The sequence below is a fragment of the Streptomyces sp. NPDC015220 genome (assembly GCF_043079345.1).
Classification (GTDB): Bacteria; Actinomycetota; Actinomycetes; order Streptomycetales; family Streptomycetaceae; genus Streptomyces.
Window position 1 is genome coordinate 77,718 of the sequence record NZ_JBIBUK010000029.1, and the last position, 19,533, is coordinate 97,250.

Annotated in this window: 17 protein-coding genes and 1 tRNA gene; 7 read left to right on the top strand and 11 right to left on the bottom strand. The window is 72.4% G+C overall.

The window, feature by feature from the left end; translation table 11 throughout:
* Positions 1-38 precede the first annotated feature (38 nt).
* Complete coding sequence (locus ACF061_RS35125) at positions 39-1,172, bottom strand: SchA/CurD-like domain-containing protein (protein WP_392271073.1); 1,134 nt, start codon at positions 1,170-1,172, stop codon at positions 39-41.
* A 251-nt stretch (positions 1,173-1,423) separates the two neighbouring features.
* Between ACF061_RS35125 and ACF061_RS35130 the strand changes: the two genes are divergently transcribed.
* Positions 1,424-3,070, top strand: coding sequence for an FAD-dependent oxidoreductase (locus ACF061_RS35130; RefSeq protein ID WP_392271091.1), 1,647 nt, complete (start codon positions 1,424-1,426; stop codon positions 3,068-3,070).
* A gap of 475 nt (positions 3,071-3,545) precedes the next feature.
* Here ACF061_RS35130 and ACF061_RS35135 read toward each other — a convergent pair.
* A tRNA-Thr gene (locus ACF061_RS35135) sits at positions 3,546-3,619 on the bottom strand.
* A gap of 233 nt (positions 3,620-3,852) precedes the next feature.
* On the opposite strand from ACF061_RS35135, the gene msiK reads away from it, so the two are divergent.
* The 3 genes from msiK (at position 3,853) to ACF061_RS35150 (ending at position 6,888) form a co-directional block, all read left to right on the top strand.
* The gene (gene msiK / locus ACF061_RS35140) at positions 3,853-4,992 is read left to right on the top strand and encodes a diacetylchitobiose ABC transporter ATP-binding protein MsiK (protein WP_392271074.1); all 1,140 of its coding nucleotides are present in this window, start codon (positions 3,853-3,855) and stop codon (positions 4,990-4,992) included.
* A gap of 241 nt (positions 4,993-5,233) precedes the next feature.
* Entirely contained in the window at positions 5,234-5,689 is a 456-nt protein-coding gene (locus ACF061_RS35145; protein WP_392271075.1) for a hypothetical protein, read from the top strand.
* Between the two features lie 464 nt (positions 5,690-6,153).
* Complete coding sequence (locus tag ACF061_RS35150; RefSeq protein ID WP_392271076.1) at positions 6,154-6,888, top strand: NDP-sugar synthase; 735 nt, start codon at positions 6,154-6,156, stop codon at positions 6,886-6,888.
* Positions 6,889-6,978: 90 nt separating this feature from the next.
* On the opposite strand, the gene ACF061_RS35155 is transcribed toward ACF061_RS35150, so the two are convergent.
* From ACF061_RS35155 to ACF061_RS35185, 7 genes are all read right to left on the bottom strand, one after another.
* Positions 6,979-8,763 carry a DoxX family protein gene (locus ACF061_RS35155; RefSeq protein ID WP_392271077.1) on the bottom strand — a complete coding sequence of 595 codons (1,785 nt, stop codon included), beginning with the start codon at positions 8,761-8,763 and terminating at the stop codon, positions 6,979-6,981.
* A 399-nt stretch (positions 8,764-9,162) separates the two neighbouring features.
* Complete coding sequence (gene rlmB, locus ACF061_RS35160) at positions 9,163-10,104, bottom strand: 23S rRNA (guanosine(2251)-2'-O)-methyltransferase RlmB (protein ID WP_392271078.1); 942 nt, start codon at positions 10,102-10,104, stop codon at positions 9,163-9,165.
* Between the two features lie 152 nt (positions 10,105-10,256).
* Positions 10,257-11,654: a cysteine--tRNA ligase gene (gene cysS / locus ACF061_RS35165; RefSeq protein ID WP_392271079.1), complete on the bottom strand. Its 1,398-nt coding sequence runs from the start codon at positions 11,652-11,654 to the stop codon at positions 10,257-10,259.
* A 302-nt stretch (positions 11,655-11,956) separates the two neighbouring features.
* Positions 11,957-12,361, bottom strand: a complete 405-nt coding sequence (locus ACF061_RS35170; RefSeq protein ID WP_392271080.1) for a PPOX class F420-dependent oxidoreductase — start codon at positions 12,359-12,361, stop codon at positions 11,957-11,959.
* Positions 12,362-12,435: 74 nt separating this feature from the next.
* Positions 12,436-12,978, bottom strand: a complete 543-nt coding sequence (gene ispF / locus ACF061_RS35175; protein WP_392271081.1) for a 2-C-methyl-D-erythritol 2,4-cyclodiphosphate synthase — start codon at positions 12,976-12,978, stop codon at positions 12,436-12,438.
* A complete protein-coding gene (gene ispD / locus ACF061_RS35180; protein WP_392271082.1) occupies positions 12,968-13,732 on the bottom strand; it encodes a 2-C-methyl-D-erythritol 4-phosphate cytidylyltransferase in 765 nt (254 codons plus the stop codon). Before ispD ends, ispF begins: the two co-directional genes overlap by 11 nt.
* Before the next feature lie 475 nt (positions 13,733-14,207).
* Positions 14,208-14,690: a CarD family transcriptional regulator gene (locus tag ACF061_RS35185; protein WP_003953493.1), complete on the bottom strand. Its 483-nt coding sequence runs from the start codon at positions 14,688-14,690 to the stop codon at positions 14,208-14,210.
* Positions 14,691-15,382: 692 nt separating this feature from the next.
* Between ACF061_RS35185 and ACF061_RS35190 the strand changes: the two genes are divergently transcribed.
* On the top strand, positions 15,383-16,075 hold the full coding sequence (locus ACF061_RS35190) for a DUF461 domain-containing protein (protein ID WP_392271083.1): 693 nt from the start codon (positions 15,383-15,385) through the stop codon (positions 16,073-16,075).
* Between the two features lie 102 nt (positions 16,076-16,177).
* On the opposite strand, the gene ACF061_RS35195 is transcribed toward ACF061_RS35190, so the two are convergent.
* Positions 16,178-16,858 (bottom strand): response regulator, encoded by a 681-nt coding sequence (locus ACF061_RS35195; protein WP_392271084.1) that lies wholly within the window; start codon positions 16,856-16,858, stop codon positions 16,178-16,180.
* Positions 16,855-18,183, bottom strand: coding sequence for a sensor histidine kinase (locus tag ACF061_RS35200; protein WP_392271085.1), 1,329 nt, complete (start codon positions 18,181-18,183; stop codon positions 16,855-16,857). The genes ACF061_RS35195 and ACF061_RS35200 overlap by 4 nt, the downstream gene beginning before the upstream one ends.
* Before the next feature lie 248 nt (positions 18,184-18,431).
* Here ACF061_RS35200 and phoU point away from each other — a divergent pair, with 248 nt between their 5' ends.
* Positions 18,432-19,121 (top strand): phosphate signaling complex protein PhoU, encoded by a 690-nt coding sequence (gene phoU, locus ACF061_RS35205; RefSeq protein ID WP_392271086.1) that lies wholly within the window; start codon positions 18,432-18,434, stop codon positions 19,119-19,121.
* Between the two features lie 109 nt (positions 19,122-19,230).
* Positions 19,231-19,386 carry a hypothetical protein gene (locus tag ACF061_RS35210; protein ID WP_392271087.1) on the top strand — a complete coding sequence of 52 codons (156 nt, stop codon included), beginning with the start codon at positions 19,231-19,233 and terminating at the stop codon, positions 19,384-19,386.
* The last annotated feature ends 147 nt before the right edge of the window (positions 19,387-19,533 follow it).

Genomic DNA, 19,533 nt, shown 5'->3' on the forward strand with positions numbered 1-19,533 from the left:
TCGTTCCTCCGGAGGTGTGTGGGTCGACTGGGGGCGCCTCAGGCGTCCGGCGCGGACCGGCGGTCGGTGACGGAGTCCATACGGGCCAGCGTGAGCAGCCGCACCAGGTCGCCGTCCTTCTTGGCGGCGCCCTCACCGAGGAGCGTGGTCAGCTCGGCCGCCTGCGCGGCGTCCGCCAGGCCGAGCGCGGCCACCGGGTCGGCGTCCAGCGCGCCCCGGATGTCGATCAGGCGTACGACCACGTCGTCGCGCTCGAAGACCGTGCTGCGCACCACCGGACCGCGCGGGTCGTCCGCGGCCCGCTCGTCCTGCCGCGCCAGCAGCTCGGCCAGCTTCATGCCCATGCCCGGCCGTGCCGGGTAGTACAGCGCGTGCCGCTCGGTCTGGCCGCCCTCCCGGCCGGCCGTCACGTGGTGCACGGCGGGCAGCGCCGCCCGGGTGAAGAACACCCGCGCCGACTCCTGGTCGTTCAGGTCCCGGTCCTGCTCCAGATACGGGTTGATGGCCTCCTCGACCGCCCGGATCTGCGGCTGCCGCGCCACGTGGCGCAGCGCCGCCAGCAGGTCGCCGCGCACCTCGATCGCCCGCACCACCCGGTTGCCGTGCATGAACAGGGAGGTGCGCAGCAGCCGGGTGGTGCCGTCGACCTGAGGCTCGGGCGGCTCGTAGTTCGCCAGGAGCTCGGCGACCTTCGCCTCGCTGCCCGGCTTCACCGTGAACGTCAGCGCGTGCCGGATCACACCGTCGCCGATCCGCGGTGACGTCTGGAGCCGGCGCTCGCCGGACGCCTTCTGGCCGCCGGTCTCCCGGACGATGTGGAACCGCAGCGACCGGGTGTCCCGGATGCAGCTGTGCATCGGCTGCACCATCCGCACGTGCTCCTCGCTGTTCACCCACGCGAGGAACGGCGGGGCGCTCTCCCACTCGCTGGTGATGAGCCACTGGGAGGGGTTCTCGATCGACTGGCACAGCTGGTCGCTGACATGCCCGGGCACGGACGCGACCTGCTTGTACATCTCCTCGTACGCCTCCAGGAACTGCTGCTGGGCGCCGTCGTAGACGTCCACCAGCAGCACCACCCGGAGCCGGGAGCCGTCGAAGACGGACTGGGAGACACGTTTCACGGCCTGCTGCTCGGTCGGTTCCGACACACGCTCAGAAATGGCGGTCATCTGGGTACGTCTCCTTGGCGGGGATCGGCGGTTCGCACGGGACAGGGAACTCGGACGCCGACCGCGGATGACGCGACGTCAGCGTGATCTCGATCCTGTGCCGGGTGCGATCGGCGCGCGACTCGTGTGATCCACGCGGGTGATCACACGGGTGATTGACCCCGCGAACGCACGCGGAACGGACGCCACCGGGCATGGAAACAGCGACGCGCCCGCACCGCCCGCCCCGCACCCCGTCCCTGGAGGCATCGATGCGCCAAGAAGCCGACCACCGGGTACCCGTCCTCATCGTCGGCGGTTCCCTGGTGGGCCTGTCCACCTCGCTCTTCCTCGGCCGCCTCGGAGTGCCGCACATGCTCGTCGAGCGGCACTCCGGAACCTCCATCCACCCACGCGGACGCGGCAACAACGTACGGACCATGGAGCTGTACCGGGTGGCCGGCATCGAACCGGACATCAAGGCGGCGGCCTCGCTCCTGGCCGACAACCACGGCATCCTCCAGACCCCCACCCTGGTCGGCGACGCCGGCGAATGGCTGTTCAAGCACATCGACCCGGGCGGCGGCCTCGCCAGGTTCAGCCCCACCGCCTGGTGCCTGTGCAGCCAGAACGACCTCGAACCCGTCCTCCTCGAAGGCGCCCGCCGACTCGGTGGCGAACTCCGCTACTCCCACGAGATGGAGACCTTCGAACAGGACGGCGAAGGTGTCACGGCAGTCGTCCGGGACCGCGCCACCGACCAGCGCCACACCGTGCGCGCCGACTACCTGGTCGCGTGCGACGGCCCCCGCAGCCCCGTCCGCCGCGGCCTCGGCATCGGCCAGAGCGGCCCGGGCGACCTCTTCGCCAACGTCAGCGTCACCTTCCGCTCCAAACTCCTCGCCGACGTCGTCGGCGAACGCCGCTTCATCTGCTGCTACCTCACCGACCCCGACGCCGACGGCGCCCTGCTGCCCGTCGACAACGAGGAGCACTGGGTCTTCCACGCCCCCTGGCACCCCGAGCACGGCGAGACCCTCGACGAGTTCACCGAGGACCGCCTCCAGCGGCACATCCGCCGCGCCATCGGCGCCCCCGACCTCGACGTGGAGATCACCGGCAAGGCCTCCTGGCGCGCCGCCGAGCGCGTCGCCGACCGCTACGCCGCGGGCCGGGTCCTGCTCGCCGGCGACTCGGCCCACGAGATGTCCCCCACCGGCGCCTTCGGCTCCAACACCGGCATCCAGGACGCCCACAACCTCGCCTGGAAACTCGCCGCCGTCCTCGACGGCTGGGCCGGCCCCGGCCTCCTCGACACCTACGAGACCGAGCGCCGCCCGGTCGCCCTGGCCACCAGCGCCCGCGCCTCCGCCCGCTCCGTCGAGCACAGCCACCCGGGCTTCGCCCCGGCCCCCGGCCTCGGCGGCGGCCGACGCGGCGGCATCCTCAACGTCGTCCTCGGCTACCGGTACCCGCACGGCGCCGTGGTGGGGGCCGCCCCGGACCAGGAGGCGGTGCCCGAGACCATGCGGCTGACCGGCGAACCGGGCAGCCGGGCGCCCCACATGTGGCTCCGGCACGGCGACGCGCGCATCTCCACCCTGGACCTGTACGAAAGCACCCTGGTCCTGCTCAGCGACGCCCGCTCGACCGCCGGGTGGCACGCGGCGGCCCACCGCGTCGCGGAGAGACGGAACGTGCGCCTGGAGTCGTACCGCGTCGGCGCCGAACTCACCTACGACACACCGCCCGGCGAGGACGGACCGGCCCCCGACTGGGCGCGGACCCACGGCACGACGACCGACGGCGCGGTGCTGGTCCGCCCGGACGGCTTCGTGGCATGGCGGGCCACGGACGCCGTACCCGACCCGGAGGAAACCCTGCGCCAGGTCCTCACAGCGGTACTCAGAACAGGCTGACCAGCCACAACACGGGAGACCACCCGCGCCGCGGGGGCACGTGGCGCCACGGAGCGCGGCACCGCAGGAGTGCGGGCACCGCAGGAGTGCGGGCACCGCAGGAGTGCGGGCGCCGCAGGAGTGCGGGCGCCGCGGGGGTGCGAGTGGTCCGGCGGTTGCGGGCACGCGTCCCGACGACACCGGAGGACTGCCGCCCCGGGCGTACGCCAGCGGCCCCGGTCATGCCGGGTACTACGACGACACCTACACCGCGGGCCCACCCGCCGGCCGCGCGCCACGCGATCTCCGCGAAGGCCGGAACCCCCGGCGTCGCCCCGGAGACCCGCGGTGCGGGAGTGATCCATTGATCCCGCGGGACCGGCGCCCCCCGCCGCGCGGGTGAGCGCGGCCCGGCACGGCGCCGACCGATCCGGGCCCCTCGGCTCCGAGGAACAGAAAAGGCCAGGTCAACAGCGGTTGACCTGGCCTTCTTCAGAGCCCCCTGTCGGATTCGAACCGACGACCTTCGCTTTACAAGAGCGGCGCTCTGACCAGCTGAGCTAAGGAGGCAACACATCCATGCCCGTGCAGTGTACCCGGGTCCCGGCACGGGCTCTCGAGAATTTCCGTGGAGTTCACAGGCCCTCAAGTGCTGACAGACCAGGTGAACGCCAGGTACCGTCCTGTGCCAGTTCACTCTTGTGGACCACACGACAACCACAACGGAACATCCGTAGTGGCAACCACCTTCCTACAACGGATCGTCCGGCACGTTCCTGCCGGTAGAAGGGGGCCCATTCACCATGGCCACTGTGCAGTTCGACAAGGCGACCCGCATCTACCCGGGTTCCGAGAAGCCCGCCGTCGACGCTCTGGAGATCGACATCGCGGACGGCGAGTTCCTCGTCCTGGTCGGTCCCTCCGGCTGCGGCAAGTCCACCTCGCTGCGCATGCTCGCGGGGCTCGAGGACGTCAACCGCGGTGCCATCCGCATCGGTGACCGCGACGTCACCCACCTGCCGCCCAAGGACCGGGACATCGCCATGGTGTTCCAGAACTACGCGCTCTACCCGCACATGACGGTGGCCGACAACATGGGCTTCGCGCTCAAGATCGCCGGCGTCAACAAGGCGGAGATCCGGCAGAAGGTCGAGGAGGCCGCGAAGATCCTCGACCTGTCCGAGTACCTGGACCGCAAGCCGAAGGCGCTCTCCGGCGGTCAGCGCCAGCGTGTCGCCATGGGCCGCGCGATCGTGCGTGAGCCGCAGGTCTTCCTCATGGACGAGCCGCTGTCCAACCTGGACGCCAAGCTGCGTGTCTCCACCCGTACCCAGATCGCCAGCCTCCAGCGCCGGCTCGGCATCACCACCGTCTACGTCACCCACGACCAGGTCGAGGCCATGACGATGGGCGACCGGGTGGCCGTGCTCAAGGACGGTCTGCTCCAGCAGGTCGACTCGCCGCGCAGCATGTACGACAAGCCCGCGAACCTCTTCGTCGCCGGCTTCATCGGCTCCCCCGCCATGAACCTGGTCGAGGTGCCGATCACCGACGGCGGTGTGAAGTTCGGCAACAGCGTGGTGCCGGTCAACCGGGACGCGCTCAAGGCCGCCGCCGACAAGGGCGACCGCACGGTCACCGTCGGTGTCCGCCCCGAGCACTTCGACGTCGTCGAGCTGGGCGGCGGCGCCTCGGCCGCCTCGCTGACCAAGGACAGCGCCGACGCCCCGGCCGGCCTCGCCGTCTCGGTGAACGTGGTCGAGGAGACCGGCGCCGACGGCTACATCTACGGCACCGTCGAGGTCGGCGGCGAGCAGAAGGACCTGGTCGTCCGCGTCAGCAGCCGCGCGGTGCCGGAGAAGGGCGCCACGGTGCACGTCGTGCCGCGGCCGGGCGAGACCCACGTCTTCTCGACCTCCACGGGCGAGCGCCTCTCCGACTGAGCCATCCTCCGCCCCACCCTTACGGCTGAAACCTCGGGATATTCCCGGGCGATTCACCCAGGTTGACGAGAAGGGCCCCGCGAACTGCGGCGGGGCCCTTCTCGCTGTCCCGGAAAATCTCGCCACACCGGACATTTCGAGCCGTGTGCGTCAACACGACGCGCGGGTATGTGCCGTTCAGCATCCCTCGAAGGGGTGACTAAATGTCGCCAAATCATTACCGGCGGCTACGCTGCCACGCGTGAAGCACTCCACCACCCACCCCACGCGACGCGGCCGGGGCCCCGCCCGCCGGATCGGCCGCTCCCTCGCCCTCGTCCTGCCCGTCGTCCTGGTGCTCTCCGGGACCCTCGCGGTCACCCGAGTCAACTGGTCGGGGAACCCAGCGACCTCGGTGCTCACCGCGTCCGACACGTCGGCGACCGGAAACTCGGCCCGCACCCGTGCCCGCGCCCCGCAGGACGCGCTGCGCGAGCAGCTGCTGACGGAACTCCAGGAGAAGGACCCGGGGGTCGCGCTCACCCATCTCCAGCAGGCGGTCAACGGCCGCCCGTCACTGGCCAGGTACTGCGGCTCGATCGCCCGCACCCTCGGCCGTGCCGCGGTCCGCATCTACGGCCCCTCCCGCGCCCAGTCGTACGCCCGCCCCGTCTGCGACACATCCTTCGCCTCCGGCGTCCTCGCCGCCCACAGCTGACGCCCCACCGGCCGACCGCACCCGGCCGACGGCTCCCAGCTGACGGCACGCGCCCAACGCCACCACGGCCGACGAGACGCGTCCAACGCCACCATGGCCGGCCGCACACGGTCACGCGCCGCCGCGCCCGCACCCGGCCGGTCCCGGCCTTGCGCCCCGCTCCCACCGTCCGGTGCCGTCCAGGCACCGGTACGGGCACCGGTGCCCGCATCGGCATCGGCACGGCCGCCCGGGCCCGCACCCGGGCACCCGGGCAGGGCCGTACGCGTGGCCCGGGGCAGTGCCTGCTCGCCTCGTCGGGGCGCGGGCCCCGAGACATGCTCGCCGGCCTACAGGCCCTGCGGCCCCGAGTCGCTGAGGCACCGTCGGCTTGCGGGCCGTGCCCGGGAAGCCCAAACCCGGACCCTCTGAGCGGGCCCCGCCTGCCGCGAGGCGGCGCGGCGGGCGGCACGTACAGTGCCGTCATGACCCATCCGAATGCGGCGTCCCGCCCCACTCAAGCCGTCGTCCTGGCAGGTGGCCAGGGGTCCCGGCTGCGCCCCTACACCGACGACCGGCCCAAGCCGATGGTCGAGATCCCCGGCACGGGCACCCCGATCATCGGGCACCAGCTCACCTGGCTCGCCGAGGAGGGCGTCACGGACGTGGTGATCTCCTGCGGTCATCTCGCCGAGGTCCTTCAGGAGTGGCTGAGGTCGGCGGCGCTTCCGGTGAACGTCACCACCGCCGTGGAGACGGAGCCCCTCGGCCGCGGCGGCGGCCTGAAGTTCGCCGCCGCCCATCTGCCCCACCCGGACCGGTCCTGGTACGCCACCAACGGCGACATCTGGACCCGCTTCTCGCTGCGCGACATGGCGGACTTCCACACCGAGCGCGACGCGGTGGCGACCCTCGCGCTGGCCCGTCCGCGCATCCCCTGGGGCGCGGTGCAGACGGACGGCTTCGGTCACATCACGGACTTCATCGAGGCGCCGCCGTCGACCTTCGAGATCAACGCGGGCGTGTACGTCTTCTCCCCCGAGTTCTCCGCACTGCTCCCGGAGCGCGGCGACCACGAACGCACCACGTTCCCCCGGCTGGCCCGCGAACTGAGACTGGCCGGCTTCCCGATCCCGCAGGGCGCCTACTGGCGGGCCATCGACACCGCGAAGGACCTCACGGAGGCCGCGAAGGAGCTGGCCGCCCTGGGACGGGCCTGACGGCCTCCGGCCACGCGAGGACGGGGCCCCACGCACGAACTGCGCGGGACCCCGTCCTCGTGGCGCGGCCGGTACCGGCCGCTGCCCCGGCTACCCCAGCAGGCCGCCCACCAGGCCCGGCCGGCCGGAGGAGGTGCCGCCGCCGGTGCCGCCGGTGGAACCGGTGCCGCCGGACGCGGTGCCGCCGGAGGTCGGACCGGCACTGGTGCTGGGCGCCTGCTGCTGCGGCGCGGAGTGGCGCGGCAGGACGCGGCCCGTGGTGCCCTGGGTCTGGCTGGGCGTGCCGCCGGTGACGGCGCCGCCGCTCTCCCGGGCCGTGCCCGGGGTGGTCGCGGGGCCGCCGGACGGGCCGGCCGTCGCACCACGGTGGCTGGGCCGGGCGGGAGCCGACGGCGACTCCCGGTGCCGCTCGCCCTCGGACTGCCGAGGGAGGGGGGAGCCGGGCCGCTCGTTGCGCGGGGCCTCGCCGGGTCGGGGCACCACCACTCGGTCGGCATCGCGCACCGCGTCGCCGAACAGCGAGCCGGTGAGCAGGGTCAGGCCGGTGACGACCACCGTGAGCAGGGCGCCGCGACGCAGCACGAACCGGCGCAGCTCCCAGATGTGGGAGCGCGGGCCGAGCCGCCGCCAGGCGGAGGCGGCGAGACGGCCGTCGACGGAGTAGACCGGTGCGCCGGCGATGATCAGCGGTGACCAGGCGGCGAGATAGATGATGTCCGGGGCGTCGTAGACGGGGAGGGTGCGCCAGCTCACGGTGACGATGAGCGCGGCCGAGAGCAGGGCGCCGACGATCGCGGCGACCCGCTGCCAGCACCCCAGGACCGTCAGGACGCCGACGATGACCTGGAGGAAGGCGATGACCAGCCCGGAGCCGACCGGGTGCTGGAGCGCGAACTGGCGCAGCGGCTCGGCGACTTCCCAGGGGTGCAGCGCGTTGAGCCACTTGACCATGGAGCCGCGCTTGCCGCCGTCGAAGTAGAGCGGGTCGCACAGCTTGCCCATGCCGGCGTAGATGGAGACGAACCCGAGGAAGATCCGCAGCGGCAGCAGGACGACGCCGAGGTTCATCCGGCGGCCGGGGTAGTAGGCGTGGCGGGCGGGGTCGTCGCCGTGCCGTCTGGACCGTGCGCGCTCGTCCTCGGCCGTGCCGTCGCGGTCCTCGGGACCGTCGTGGGCGTAGTCGTCGTACCCGTGGTCGTCGTACCCGTGGTCGTCGTACGCGAAGCCGTCGTGCGGACCGGCGTAGCCGGGGTGGCCGTGGGACGGGTCGCCGCCCGGGGAGGCGTATCCGGCGCCGGCGTACCCGGAGTCGTCGTGTGCGATCTCCTCGTACGCGCTGCCCGCGGTGCGCATGTGCGGCAGCAGCCTGGTTCCCCCCGGCTGCGGGGCGCGCCGGCCACCGACGACGGGGGTCTCCATGGTCCGGTCGAGGTCGGCACCGGGGCCGGTGCCGTAGCCCTGGCCGGCGTCGATGCGCGGGATGACCTGGGTGGCTCCGACGTCGGCGGACGAATCCTCGGTGTAGCCCACGCTGCCGGTGCGTACGGCCTGCAGCAGCCGGTGGGCGCCGGTGTCGTCGGGGGCGGACCTGCCGCTCCAGACGACCGGGCGGCGGCGGGTGGCGGTCCCGGCCCGGCCGGCCAGACCGGCGAGGGGCACGCGGGCGGTGTTCTCGGTGGCGCTCTGGGGCCGGGCGATCCGCGGGGACCGGGCGCGCCACGACGCGGCGCCCAACTGCACGCGGAAGCTCGCGTGAGTGACGATGACCTGCGCCGGATCGCTCGGCACCTTCACCATGCTCAGCGCGGGAGCGTCGTCGTATCCCGACGAGCGGTCCCCCGTGGGTGTGCGGGGTGTTCTGGTGTCCACACTCATCTAACCGAGTGATGCGGAGTTAGGACACTGCCTTGACCCGGCGGATCTGTCCGGACCGCGTCAAGGTTGCGGTGAACTCACGGATGTACCCGAGTGAGTGAATGTATGGGCACCCGTTCGAGTGCCCATGGCGCTTCGTGCGGCCGTTCGTGCGAGCCGGTGCGACCGTTCGCGTGAGTCGGGCGCGGCCACCCGGCCCAAAGCGGTACGGGCGCCGTGCCGGGCCGGCGGACACCCGTGCCCGGCCGCCCCGGACACCCGTTCCGTGTCGGCCGGGCGTCCGTTCCGGGTCGGACACCCGTGCCGGGCCGGCCGGACACCCGTTCCGGCTCAGCCGGGCGTCCGGGCCGGGTCGGCCGGGCGTCCGGGCCGGGCGGGTGCGGTCGGCCGCCCCCGCCGTCAGCCGCGCCTGCGCGCCGCCTCGTACAGGACGATGCCCGCGGCCACACCCGCGTTCAGCGACTCCGCCCCGCCGGGCATCGGAATCCGTACCCGCAGGTCGCAGGTCTCGCCGACCAGCCGGGACAGTCCCTTGCCCTCGCTGCCGACGACGATGACGACGGGGCCCTCCAGGGCCTCCAGGTCGCCGAGTTCGGCCTCGCCGTCCGCGGCGAGGCCGACGACCGTGATGCCCGCCTTCTGGTACGCCTCCAGGGCGCGCGTCAGATTGGTGGCGCGGGCGACGGGGGTACGGGCCGCGGTGCCCGCGGAGGTCTTCCAGGCGCCGGCGGTCATGCCGGCCGCACGCCGCTCGGGGACGACCACGCCGTGCCCGCCGAACGCGGAGACGGACCGGACGACCGCGCCGAGGTTGCGCGGGTCGGTCACCCCGTCGAGGGCGACGATCAGCGGGTCCTCGCCCGCGTCGGCGGCGGCGTCGGCGAGGTCCTCGGGGTGGGCGTACTCGTACGGCGGGACCTGGAGGACGAGGCCCTGGTGGTTGAGGCCGTTCGTCATCCGGTCGAGCTCGGGGCGCGGGGCCTCCATGAGGTTGATGCCGCCGCGCTCGGCCGCGAGCTGCAGCGCCTCGCGGACGCGCTCGTCGTTGTCGATGAACTGCTGGACGTAGAGCGTGGTGGCGGGCACGCCCTCGCGCAGCGCCTCGACGACCGGGTTGCGGCCGACGACGAGCTCGGCCGAGGACCTGCCCGATCCACGGCGCTGCTGCGGGCGGCCCTGCGCGCGGCGCGTCTTCGCCTGGGCGGCGCGCTGCTTGGCGTGTCCCTTGCGCATCTCGGCGGGCGGCGTGGGGCCCTTGCCCTCCAGGCCGCGGCGCCGCTTGCCGCCGCTGCCGACCTGCGCGCCCTTCTTGCCGGACATGCGGCGGTTGTTCGCGGCCATGACCTACCTGTCTGTCGAAAGCGTCGTACGTCTTAGGCGTACGTCTGTCACGTAGTCGGTCCACTACCTCTATGGAAGTGTGCCGCTACGTCTATGAAGTGTGCCGCCCGGTACGCCGGGCGGCACAGTCGATCTCCGGGGACCGCGCGGTCTCAGCGGGGGCCGAGGCTCCAGCGGGGGCCCTGCGGGCTGTCCTCGACGACCAGGCCGGACTGGCCGAGCTGGTCGCGGATGGCGTCCGCGGTCGTCCAGTCCTTGCGGGCCCGGGCGGCCTCCCGCTGGTCCAGCACCATGCGGACCAGGCTGTCCACGACTCCGTGCAGGTCGTCGCCGCGGTCGCTCTCCTGGGCCCACTGCTCGTCGAGCGGGTCGAGGCCGAGGACGCCGAGCATGGCGCGCACCTCGGCGAGCCGGGCCACGGCGGCCTCCTTGTCGTCCGCGGCCAGCGCGCTGTTGCCCTGCCGGACGGTGGTGTGGACGACGGCGAGCGCCTGCGGGACACCGAGGTCGTCGTCCATCGCCTCGGCGAAGGCGGGCGGCACCTCGGCGGACGGTTCCACCGGGCCGGCCTTCTCCACCACGCGCTGGACGAAGCCCTCGATGCGGGCGAACGCGGACTCGGCCTCGCGCAGCGACTCCTCGCTGTACTCGATCATCGAGCGGTAGTGCGGGGTGCCGAGGTAGTAGCGCAGCACGATGGGCCGCCACTGCTTGACCATCTCGGAGACGAGCACGCTGTTGCCGAGCGACTTGGACATCTTGTCGCCGGCCATGGTCACCCAGGCGTTGTGCACCCAGTACTGGGCGAAGTCGTCGCCGTAGGCCTTGGCCTGGGCGATCTCGTTCTCGTGGTGCGGGAAGATCAGGTCCAGGCCGCCGCCGTGGACGTCGAAGGCGGAGCCGAGGTACTTGTGCGCCATGGCGGAGCACTCCAGGTGCCAGCCCGGCCGGCCCTCGCCCCACGGGGTGGGCCAGGTCGGCTCGCCCGGCTTGGCGGCCTTCCACATGGCGAAGTCGCGGGGGTCGCGCTTGCCGGTCTCGCCCTCGCCGGAGGGCTGGAGCAGGTTGTCCAGCTCCTGCCGGGACAGCTGGAGGTAGCCGGGGAAGGAGCGCACGTCGAAGTAGACGTTGCCGTCGGCGGCGTAGGCGTGCCCGCGGTCGATGAGGGTGCGCATCATCTCGACCATCTCCGGCACATGGCCGGTGGCGCGGGGCTCGTAGGTGGGCGGCAGGCAGCCGAGCGCGGTGTAACCGTCGTTGAACGCGCGCTCGTTGTCGTAGCCGATGGACCACCACGGGCGGTCCTGCTCGCGCGACTTGGCGATGATCTTGTCGTCGATGTCGGTGACGTTGCGGACGAACGTCACCTCGTAGCCGCGGTAGGCGAACCAGCGGCGCATGATGTCGAAGTTCAGGCCCGACCGGATGTGCCCGATGTGCGGGGCGGCCTGCACGGTGGCGCCACACAGGTAGATCGAGACGCGGCCCGGCCGGAGCGGGGTGAAGTCACGGATCTGCCGGGCGCTGGTGTCGTACAGGCGAATAGTCACCACTCCAGGGTAGTGGGCCGGGGACAGTGCCTGGCGCCCCTTCGCCACAAGGCCGCGGATTCGTGTCCCCTCCTTGCCCGTGAATCCCCGTATTCGCGTCCCCGACTCGGCTTCGCCACAAGGCCGCGGATTCGTGTCCCCTCCTTGCCCGTGAATCCCCGTATTCGCGTCCCCGACTCGGCCGTGCGGCCGCGCGTGCGGCCCTTCGGCGCGGACGCGGCCGCGCGTCCGCCGGACCGCGAGCCGTCGGTCGCCTCCGGCGGCGCCGCGGTGCGGGCGCGGGCGGCCGCCCCGGCCGGGGGTCAGAGGCTCCCGACGACCTTCCGCGGCCGGATCCGCACGACCACTCGCTCGGAGTCCTGGGCCGAGGCGGGGTTGAACTCGGCGTACTTCTTGCCGCTGTACTTCACGGACAGTTCGTCGATGAGTTCCTGGCCGCCCTCGGTGGTCAGCTCGGCGGTGCCGCGGATCTCGGCGTACTCGTAGGGGGACTCGGGGTCCTGGACCACGACGCTGACGCGGGGGTCGCGGTCCAGGTTCCTCGTCTTGCGGCGGTCCACGGTGGTGGAGACGAGGATGTCGTCGCCGTCCCGCTTCACCCACACCGGGGACAACTGCGTGCTGCCGTCGGGCTGCACGGTGCCGACGACGATGAAGACGGGGCTGTCGAGGAGGTTCTTGAGCCGGTCGGACAGTACGGCGGACATGGGGGCACCCTCCGGGTCCTCGGTCACTGGTGACTCTCCGGGTACCCTCGCACGCCGTCAGCCCGACCGCACCCTCAGCCCGCCCGCACCACCAGCGCCGTGGCCACCGCCATCAGGCCCTCGCCGCGCCCCGGGAAACCCAGCCCGTCGGTGGTCGCGCCGGAGACGGACACCGGCGCGCCGGCCGCCTCGGAGAGGATCTCCTGCGCCTCCTCGCGGCGCTTGCCGATCTTCGGCCGCGGACCGACGACCTGGACGGCGACGTTCCCGATCCGGAAGCCCGCGGCGCGCACGATCCGCGCGGCCTCGGTCAGCAGCGTGACGCCGGACGCGCCGGACCACTCGGGGCGCCCGGTGCCGAAGTGCTGTCCGAGGTCGCCCAGCCCTGCGGCCGAGAACAGCGCGTTGCAGGCGGCGTGCGCGACGACGTCGGCGTCGGAATGGCCGGCCAGTCCGGGTCCCTCTCCCTCCCACTTCAGGCCGGCGCACCACAGCTCGCGGCCGTCCTCGAAGGCGTGGATGTCGGTGCCGATGCCGACCTGGGGCAGCGGCACGGGAGAGCCGGGGGTCGCCGGCGCGCCGGGGTCCGCGGGGGTGCGGGGCGTCTCAGAAGCCATCGTTCAGCCTCCGGCGGGCCAGGACCGCCTCCGCGAGGACCAGGTCCAGCGGGCGGGTGACCTTGAACGCCTCCTCGTGGCCGGGCACGGCCACGACCCGCTCGCCGAGCTGCTCGACCATGCTCGCGTCGTCGGTGACGTTGTCGGTGACCGTCTCGTGGGCGCGTACCAGCGTCGCCCGGTCGAAGCCCTGCGGGGTCTGCACGGCCCGCAGCAGCGAGCGGTCCGGCGTGGCCACCACCGGCTCGGCCGCGCCGGGCTCGGCGGCCGGTTCGACCTGCTTGACGGTGTCCGCGAGCGGCAGCGCGGGCACGACGGCGGGCGCCCCGTCGCGTACCGCCTCGATGACCGCGTCCACGGTGTCCACCGGGACCAGCGGCCGGGCCGCGTCGTGGACGAGCACGATGTCGTGACCGGGCGGCAGCGCCGCCAGGCCGAGCCGGACGGACTCCTGGCGGCTCTCGCCGCCGGGGACGACGACGAAGTCGGTCCGCTCGGGCAGCGCGTGCGCGTCGAGGAGCGACTTGACCTCGGCGGCGCCGTCGGGCGGCGCGACCACGACGACCAGCGAGACCGCGCGGGAGGCGGCCATGGCGCGCACCGCGTGGACGAGCATGGGGGTGCCGTTCAGCGTGCGCAGCGCCTTGGGCGCGCCGGGGCCGAGGCGTACGCCCCGGCCGGCGGCCGGGATCACGGCGGCGACGGGGGCTGAAGGCTGGGCGCCCGCGGGCGAGGGGCGCGATTCGTCAGACATCGGTTCCTGTCGGGTTCGTGTGCGGGGCCTGCCGCCGAACCGGGGTCGCCCGCCCGGGCGGACGGACCGGCCGGCACCTGGCGGACGCAGGCGGCGGAGGCCGCCCGGCAGACGCCGGTTTGGCGGCGGGGCCTACGTGGGTATGGCCACACCGTGCCGGGCGGGACGCCTTGACCGGACCCTTCCGTGACCGCGGTCGAGTCGACATGCCCGGGCCCGGCACACAGTATCGGGGGACCTCCCCCGCCGTACGGCATGGCCGTCCCGCGTGCGGGTACCTGCCGCTCGTACCGCGAGGAGCGCACCACGGGCACCGCGGGCATCGGGTGCTCGGGGCATCTCGTACAGCGGGTGCGAACATGCCGCAGCGCCCGGCGACAGCAGTCACGTCACCGGGCACCGCGGCATTGGCTTCGCTGTGCTGAACGCTCAACCGAGACGGACCGGCGGCCGCCTCATGTCAGGGCACCTCGCGTCAGGACGCGAGAACCTCGTCGAGCAGGGCCTCGGCCTTGTCCTCGTTGGTGTTCTCCGCGAGGGCGAGTTCGCTCACCAGGATCTGGCGGGCCTTGGCGAGCATGCGCTTCTCACCGGCGGAGAGTCCGCGCTCGCGCTCGCGACGCCACAGGTCACGCACGACTTCCGCGACCTTGATGACATCGCCGGAGGCGAGCTTCTCCAGGTTTGCCTTGTAGCGACGGGACCAGTTCGTGGGCTCCTCGGCGTACGGAGCGCGCAGCACCTCGAAGACCCGGTCCAGCCCGTCCTGACCGACCACATCACGCACGCCGACGAACTCCGCATTGTCCGCTGGCACACGTACCGTCAGGTCACCCTGGGCGACCTTCAGCACCAAGTAGGTCTTGTCCACGCCTTTGATCTGGCGAGTTTCGATGGCCTCGATCAGCGCGGCCCCGTGATGGGGATAGACCACGGTGTCGCCAACCTTGAACGTCATGTGACAGGTACCCCTTCCGTGGCTATCCAGGGTAACACGGATACGGCGTCTTCTGAATGGCGTTTTCGCAGGTCAGGGCATATCTCAGGGCTTGACAACAGCAACCGGGACGTGCTTCGGAAGGGGTCGGCGCCTCAAGAGGAAGCGGGTATTCGCAGGTCGGAGGGGCTGCCCGCACGGGGAGAAACTCGTACGTTACACACATCCGGCCGCCCGTCCAAACGGCTGAACATCCCGATTTGTCCGGTTCCATGTGTCCGACTTCCGCTACTCCGTTCGGTGACCTCCGTCGCGTTCGGGACGAATCCGAAATTGATCACGGCCGCGGCACAACGACCGGCCCGGCGATCGGTGATCAATTCCCGCGGCGGCGGCGCATTCCTTCGGCGGAAATCCGCGAGAGGGGGCGCGGCGCGGCCCTCGGCCAATCCGGCGGGTATGCCGGACGGCGCTTATGCGAATGGCGGACGACGGCACGGCCAATGCGGTCGGCGGGCGGCCGGAGAGCCGCATTGAGAGCGCTCCCTGGGCCTCGTCCGCGAGCGGTGTCCGGGTGCCCCGGCAGGCGCAGGGGCGGGTCGGGTGCGGGCCCCAGGGAACGGCTCGGTAACCTAAGGCCGCTGACAGACGCTTAGGGCGGCTTTATCCGAGAGCCGCCCTGTACCGCCTACGTTCAAGGAGTTGCCGCCGCCGTGAGCAGCAGCCTTCGACGCGGCGCCCTCGCCGCCGCCGCCATCGCGTTCTCGCTCGCCTCGCTCGCCGCGTGCGGTGCCGGCAACGATGCACAGACGCTCGAGGTCAAGCCGGACAACGCGGCCGTCACCGTCGGCGGCATCAAGGTCCAGAACGCGGTGATCATCACCCAGCCGGGCACCCAGACCAAGGGCCCGGCCGTCATCTCCGCGACCGTCTTCAACAACGGCACCGCCGACCAGACGCTGGACGGGGTCCGCGTCGACGGCGACGGCTCCGCGCAGCTCACCCCCGCCCAGGGCAAGGGCAGCGGCAAGCTGACCGTCCCGGCTGGCGGCTCCGTCGTCATCGGCGGCAAGGGCAACGCCTCCGCCGCGCTGACCGACATGGGCCCCAACGTCACCGACGGCAACGCCCAGAAGATCACCTTCACCTTCAGCAAGACCGGTGACGTGAGCCTGCGCGCCTTCGTCGTCCCGGCCGGGACCTACTTCGACAAGTGGGGCCCGAGCAGCATCCCGGCCGCCCCGGGCGCCACGGCCACCGCTTCCGCCACCGCCTCCGGCAAGCCGGGGTCCACGGCGAAGCCCCCGGCGGGCTCGCCGAACGCCTCGGAGAACGGCTCCCCGGCCGGCACCCCGGACAAGGTCGTCCCGAGCGACTCGGCGTCGCAGTCGGCCGCCGGCCACTGACACCGGCCGACCGGCCCGCGCCCGCGGGCGCCCGGACGCACAAGGGCGGCACCCCACTGCGGGGGTGCCGCCCTTCGCCGTGCCTCCGCCCGGGCCGCGGGCCTACGGCTCGAACTTGTAGCCGAGCCCCCGTACCGTCACCAGGAAGCGCGGGGCCCCCGGGTCCGGCTCGATCTTGGCGCGCAGCCGCTTGACGTGGACGTCCAGCGTCTTGGTGTCGCCCACGTAGTCGGCGCCCCAGACCCGGTCGATGAGCTGCATCCGGGTCAGCACGCGCCCCGCGTTGCGCAGCAGCATCTCCAGCAGGTCGAACTCCTTCAGCGGCAGATCGACCTTGGAGCCGGACACCGTCACCACGTGCCGGTCGACGTCCATCCGGACCGGGCCGGCCTCCAGCGCCGCCGGGGCGACCTCCTCGGGCTCGCCGCGCCGGCGCAGCACCGCGCGGATGCGGGCGACCAGCTCCCGGGAGGAGAAGGGCTTGGTGACGTAGTCGTCGGCCCCTATCTCCAGACCGACGACCTTGTCGATCTCGCTGTCCTTGGCGGTCACCATGATCACGGGGACGTTGGAGCGGCCGCGCAGCTGGCGGCACACCTCCGTACCGGGCAGCCCCGGCAGCATCAGGTCGAGGAGGACGAGGTCGGCGCCGTTGCGCTCGAACTCGTCGAGTCCGTCGGGCCCGGTGGCCGCGACGGCGACCTCGAAGCCCTCCTTGCGGAGCATGTACGACAGGGCGTCGGAGAAGGACTCCTCGTCCTCGACGACGAGCACTCGGGTCACGGAAGGACCTCCGGGGCGGGAAGCGATTCGTACGGAGATGAGACTGTGGGGGGCTGCCCGGCCTCGTCGTCGAGGGCGGGGTGCTGCTGTGCGCGGTCACGGCCGCGCTCGCGGGCCGCACGGGCCGCGGCGGCCTCGGGCAGCCGCAGGGTGAAGGTGGAGCCCTGTCCTTCGGCGCTCCACACCGTGACCTCCCCGCCGTGCGAGGCGACCACGTGCTTCACGATCGCGAGGCCCAGTCCGGTGCCCCCCGTGGCACGCGAACGGGCCGGGTCGACACGGTAGAAGCGCTCGAAGATGCGCTCCTTGTCCTTGTCGGAGATGCCGATGCCCTGGTCGGTGACGGCGATCTCGATCAGGTCGCCGCCGGGCACGGTCATCCTGCGGGCGGCGATCCCGACCCGGGTGCGGGGCGGGGAGTAGTTGACGGCGTTCTCGACGAGGTTGCCGAGGGCCGCGGCGAGCTGGCCGCGGTTGCCCCACACGTGCAGCTCCGCCGGACTGCCCGCCCGTCGCCCGCCAGCACCCTGGTCGAGCCCCTCGGGCGCCCACACGTTCGTGGCCATGGTGATCTGCTTGGTGCCGGCCTGGTGCCGGCAGCGGTCGATGGCCTCGGCGACCAGCTCGTCCACGCGCACCGGCTCGGCGTCCTCGAGCGGGTCGTCGTTCTGCACCCGCGACAGGTCGATGAGCTCCTGCACCAGGCTGGTCAGCCGGGTGGCCTCGATCTGCATCCGCCCGGCGAAGCGCTGCACGGCCTCCGGGTCGTCGGAGGCGTCCATGACGGCCTCCGACAGCAGGGAGAGCGCACCGACGGGCGTCTTCAGCTCGTGGCTCACATTGGCGACGAAGTCGCGTCGTACCGCCTCGATGCGCCGGGCCTCGGTCAGGTCCTCCACCAGCAGCAGCACCAGCCGCGATCCCAGCGGGGCGACACGCGCGGAGACCGCGAGGGCCTCGCCGCGCCCGGTGCCGCGCCGGGGCAGGTCCAGCTCGACCTGCCGTATCTCCCCGTCCCGCCGGGTGTCCCGGGCCATCTGGAGCATGGGCTCCACGGACAGCTTGCCGCCGCGTACGAGCCCGAGGGCGTACGCGGCGGAGCTGGCCTTGACCACGGCGTCGGCCTCGTCGAGGACGACGGCGGAGGACCGCAGCACGGACAGGACGGTGTCCACGCCCGGCGGCAGCACCGCGTCGGTGTGCAGGGAGGTACGGGTCGGGCGCTTCTGCTCGCGCTCGCTGAAGCGGAACGCGAGCATGGCGATGACGCCGGTGAGTACTCCGGCGATCGCTGCCGCTGCGGCGACCGCCGCGTTCACGTCCATGCCTCAAGGTTAGGCACGGGGTGCGACGTGCCCGCACCCATCCGAGTGCGACCTCGAACACTCGTCGCCCAGAGTTCACCTGGGGGCCAGTGACGGTTCATTCGGGGTGACGGAAACGGACGCGTAGGGGCCGGAACGTGGAAGCGTGGGGTTCGCACCGCCGGTTGTCATACCGGTCTCGCCGGCGGCGGTCGGCCGCCGCCCCTGTACCAACCCCCGAACGAAGAACGCACGAGAGGGAGCCGAAGATGCGGGACGCGTACCACGAGGAACTGGACTCGATCGGCGACAGCCTGGTGGAGATGGCCCGGCTGGTCGGGTCGGCGATCGGACGCGCCACGACGGCCATCCTCGACTCCGACCTCAAGCTGGCCGAGAGCGTGATCGAGGCCGACCAGAAGGTGGACGAGCTCCAGCACGGCCTGGAGGCCCGGGCCATAGCACTGCTGGCCCGGCAGCAGCCGGTGGCGACGGACCTCAGGATCGTCGTCACCTCGCTCCGCATGTCCGCCGACCTGGAGCGCTCCGGCGACCTCGCCCAGCACGTCGCCAAGCTCGCCCGCCTCCGCTTCCCCGAGCGCGCGGTCCCGCACGACCTGCACGCGACCATCCTGGAGATGGGCCAGCTCGCGCAGCGCCTGATGGCGAAGGCGGCCGAGGTGATCGTCACCAAGGACGTCGACCTGGCCCTCCAGCTGGAGCAGGACGACGACGAGATGGACCTCCTGCACCGCACCCTGTTCCAGCACCTGATCGACGACCGCTGGAAGCACGGCATCGAGACGGCCGTGGACGTCACCCTCCTCGGCCGGTACTACGAGCGTTACGCCGACCACGCGGTGGCGGTCGCCAAGCGGGTGGTCTACCTGGTCACGGGCGAGCACGCCGACGAGCTCCAGTCGGACATCCAGCCGGTCACGGGGGTCGAGGGGGCGTAGCTCCCGGCCCTCCCCCCGGCGGGGGCCTGGCCGAGCCACTGTGCGCCGTTGATGCGCCCGGCGGAACGGGCATGGAATGGACAAAGGCACCAGCCTCGAGGAGGGACCCATGGCCGAATCCCCCAGCACCGTCCCCGACCCCACGCAGAACCGCGAGACCGAGCAGCCCGCCGAGCCCAGGAGCCTCCCGCTGCTCGCCGCCTGCGGCTGCGGCTCGGGTTGCGGCTGCGGCTGCCAGTCGGGCGGCACCTGCCAGTGCGGCTGAGCGAACCGCGCCGCCCGTAGGCGGCCGCACGTCATCACAGGGCCCCGGTACACCTTGGGTTCTAACGGTCCTCGCAACACCCGCGATCTGTGGGAGTTGCGAGGACCGTGGCCGTTGGACGCGATGATCTTTCGGGGCTGCGGGAGC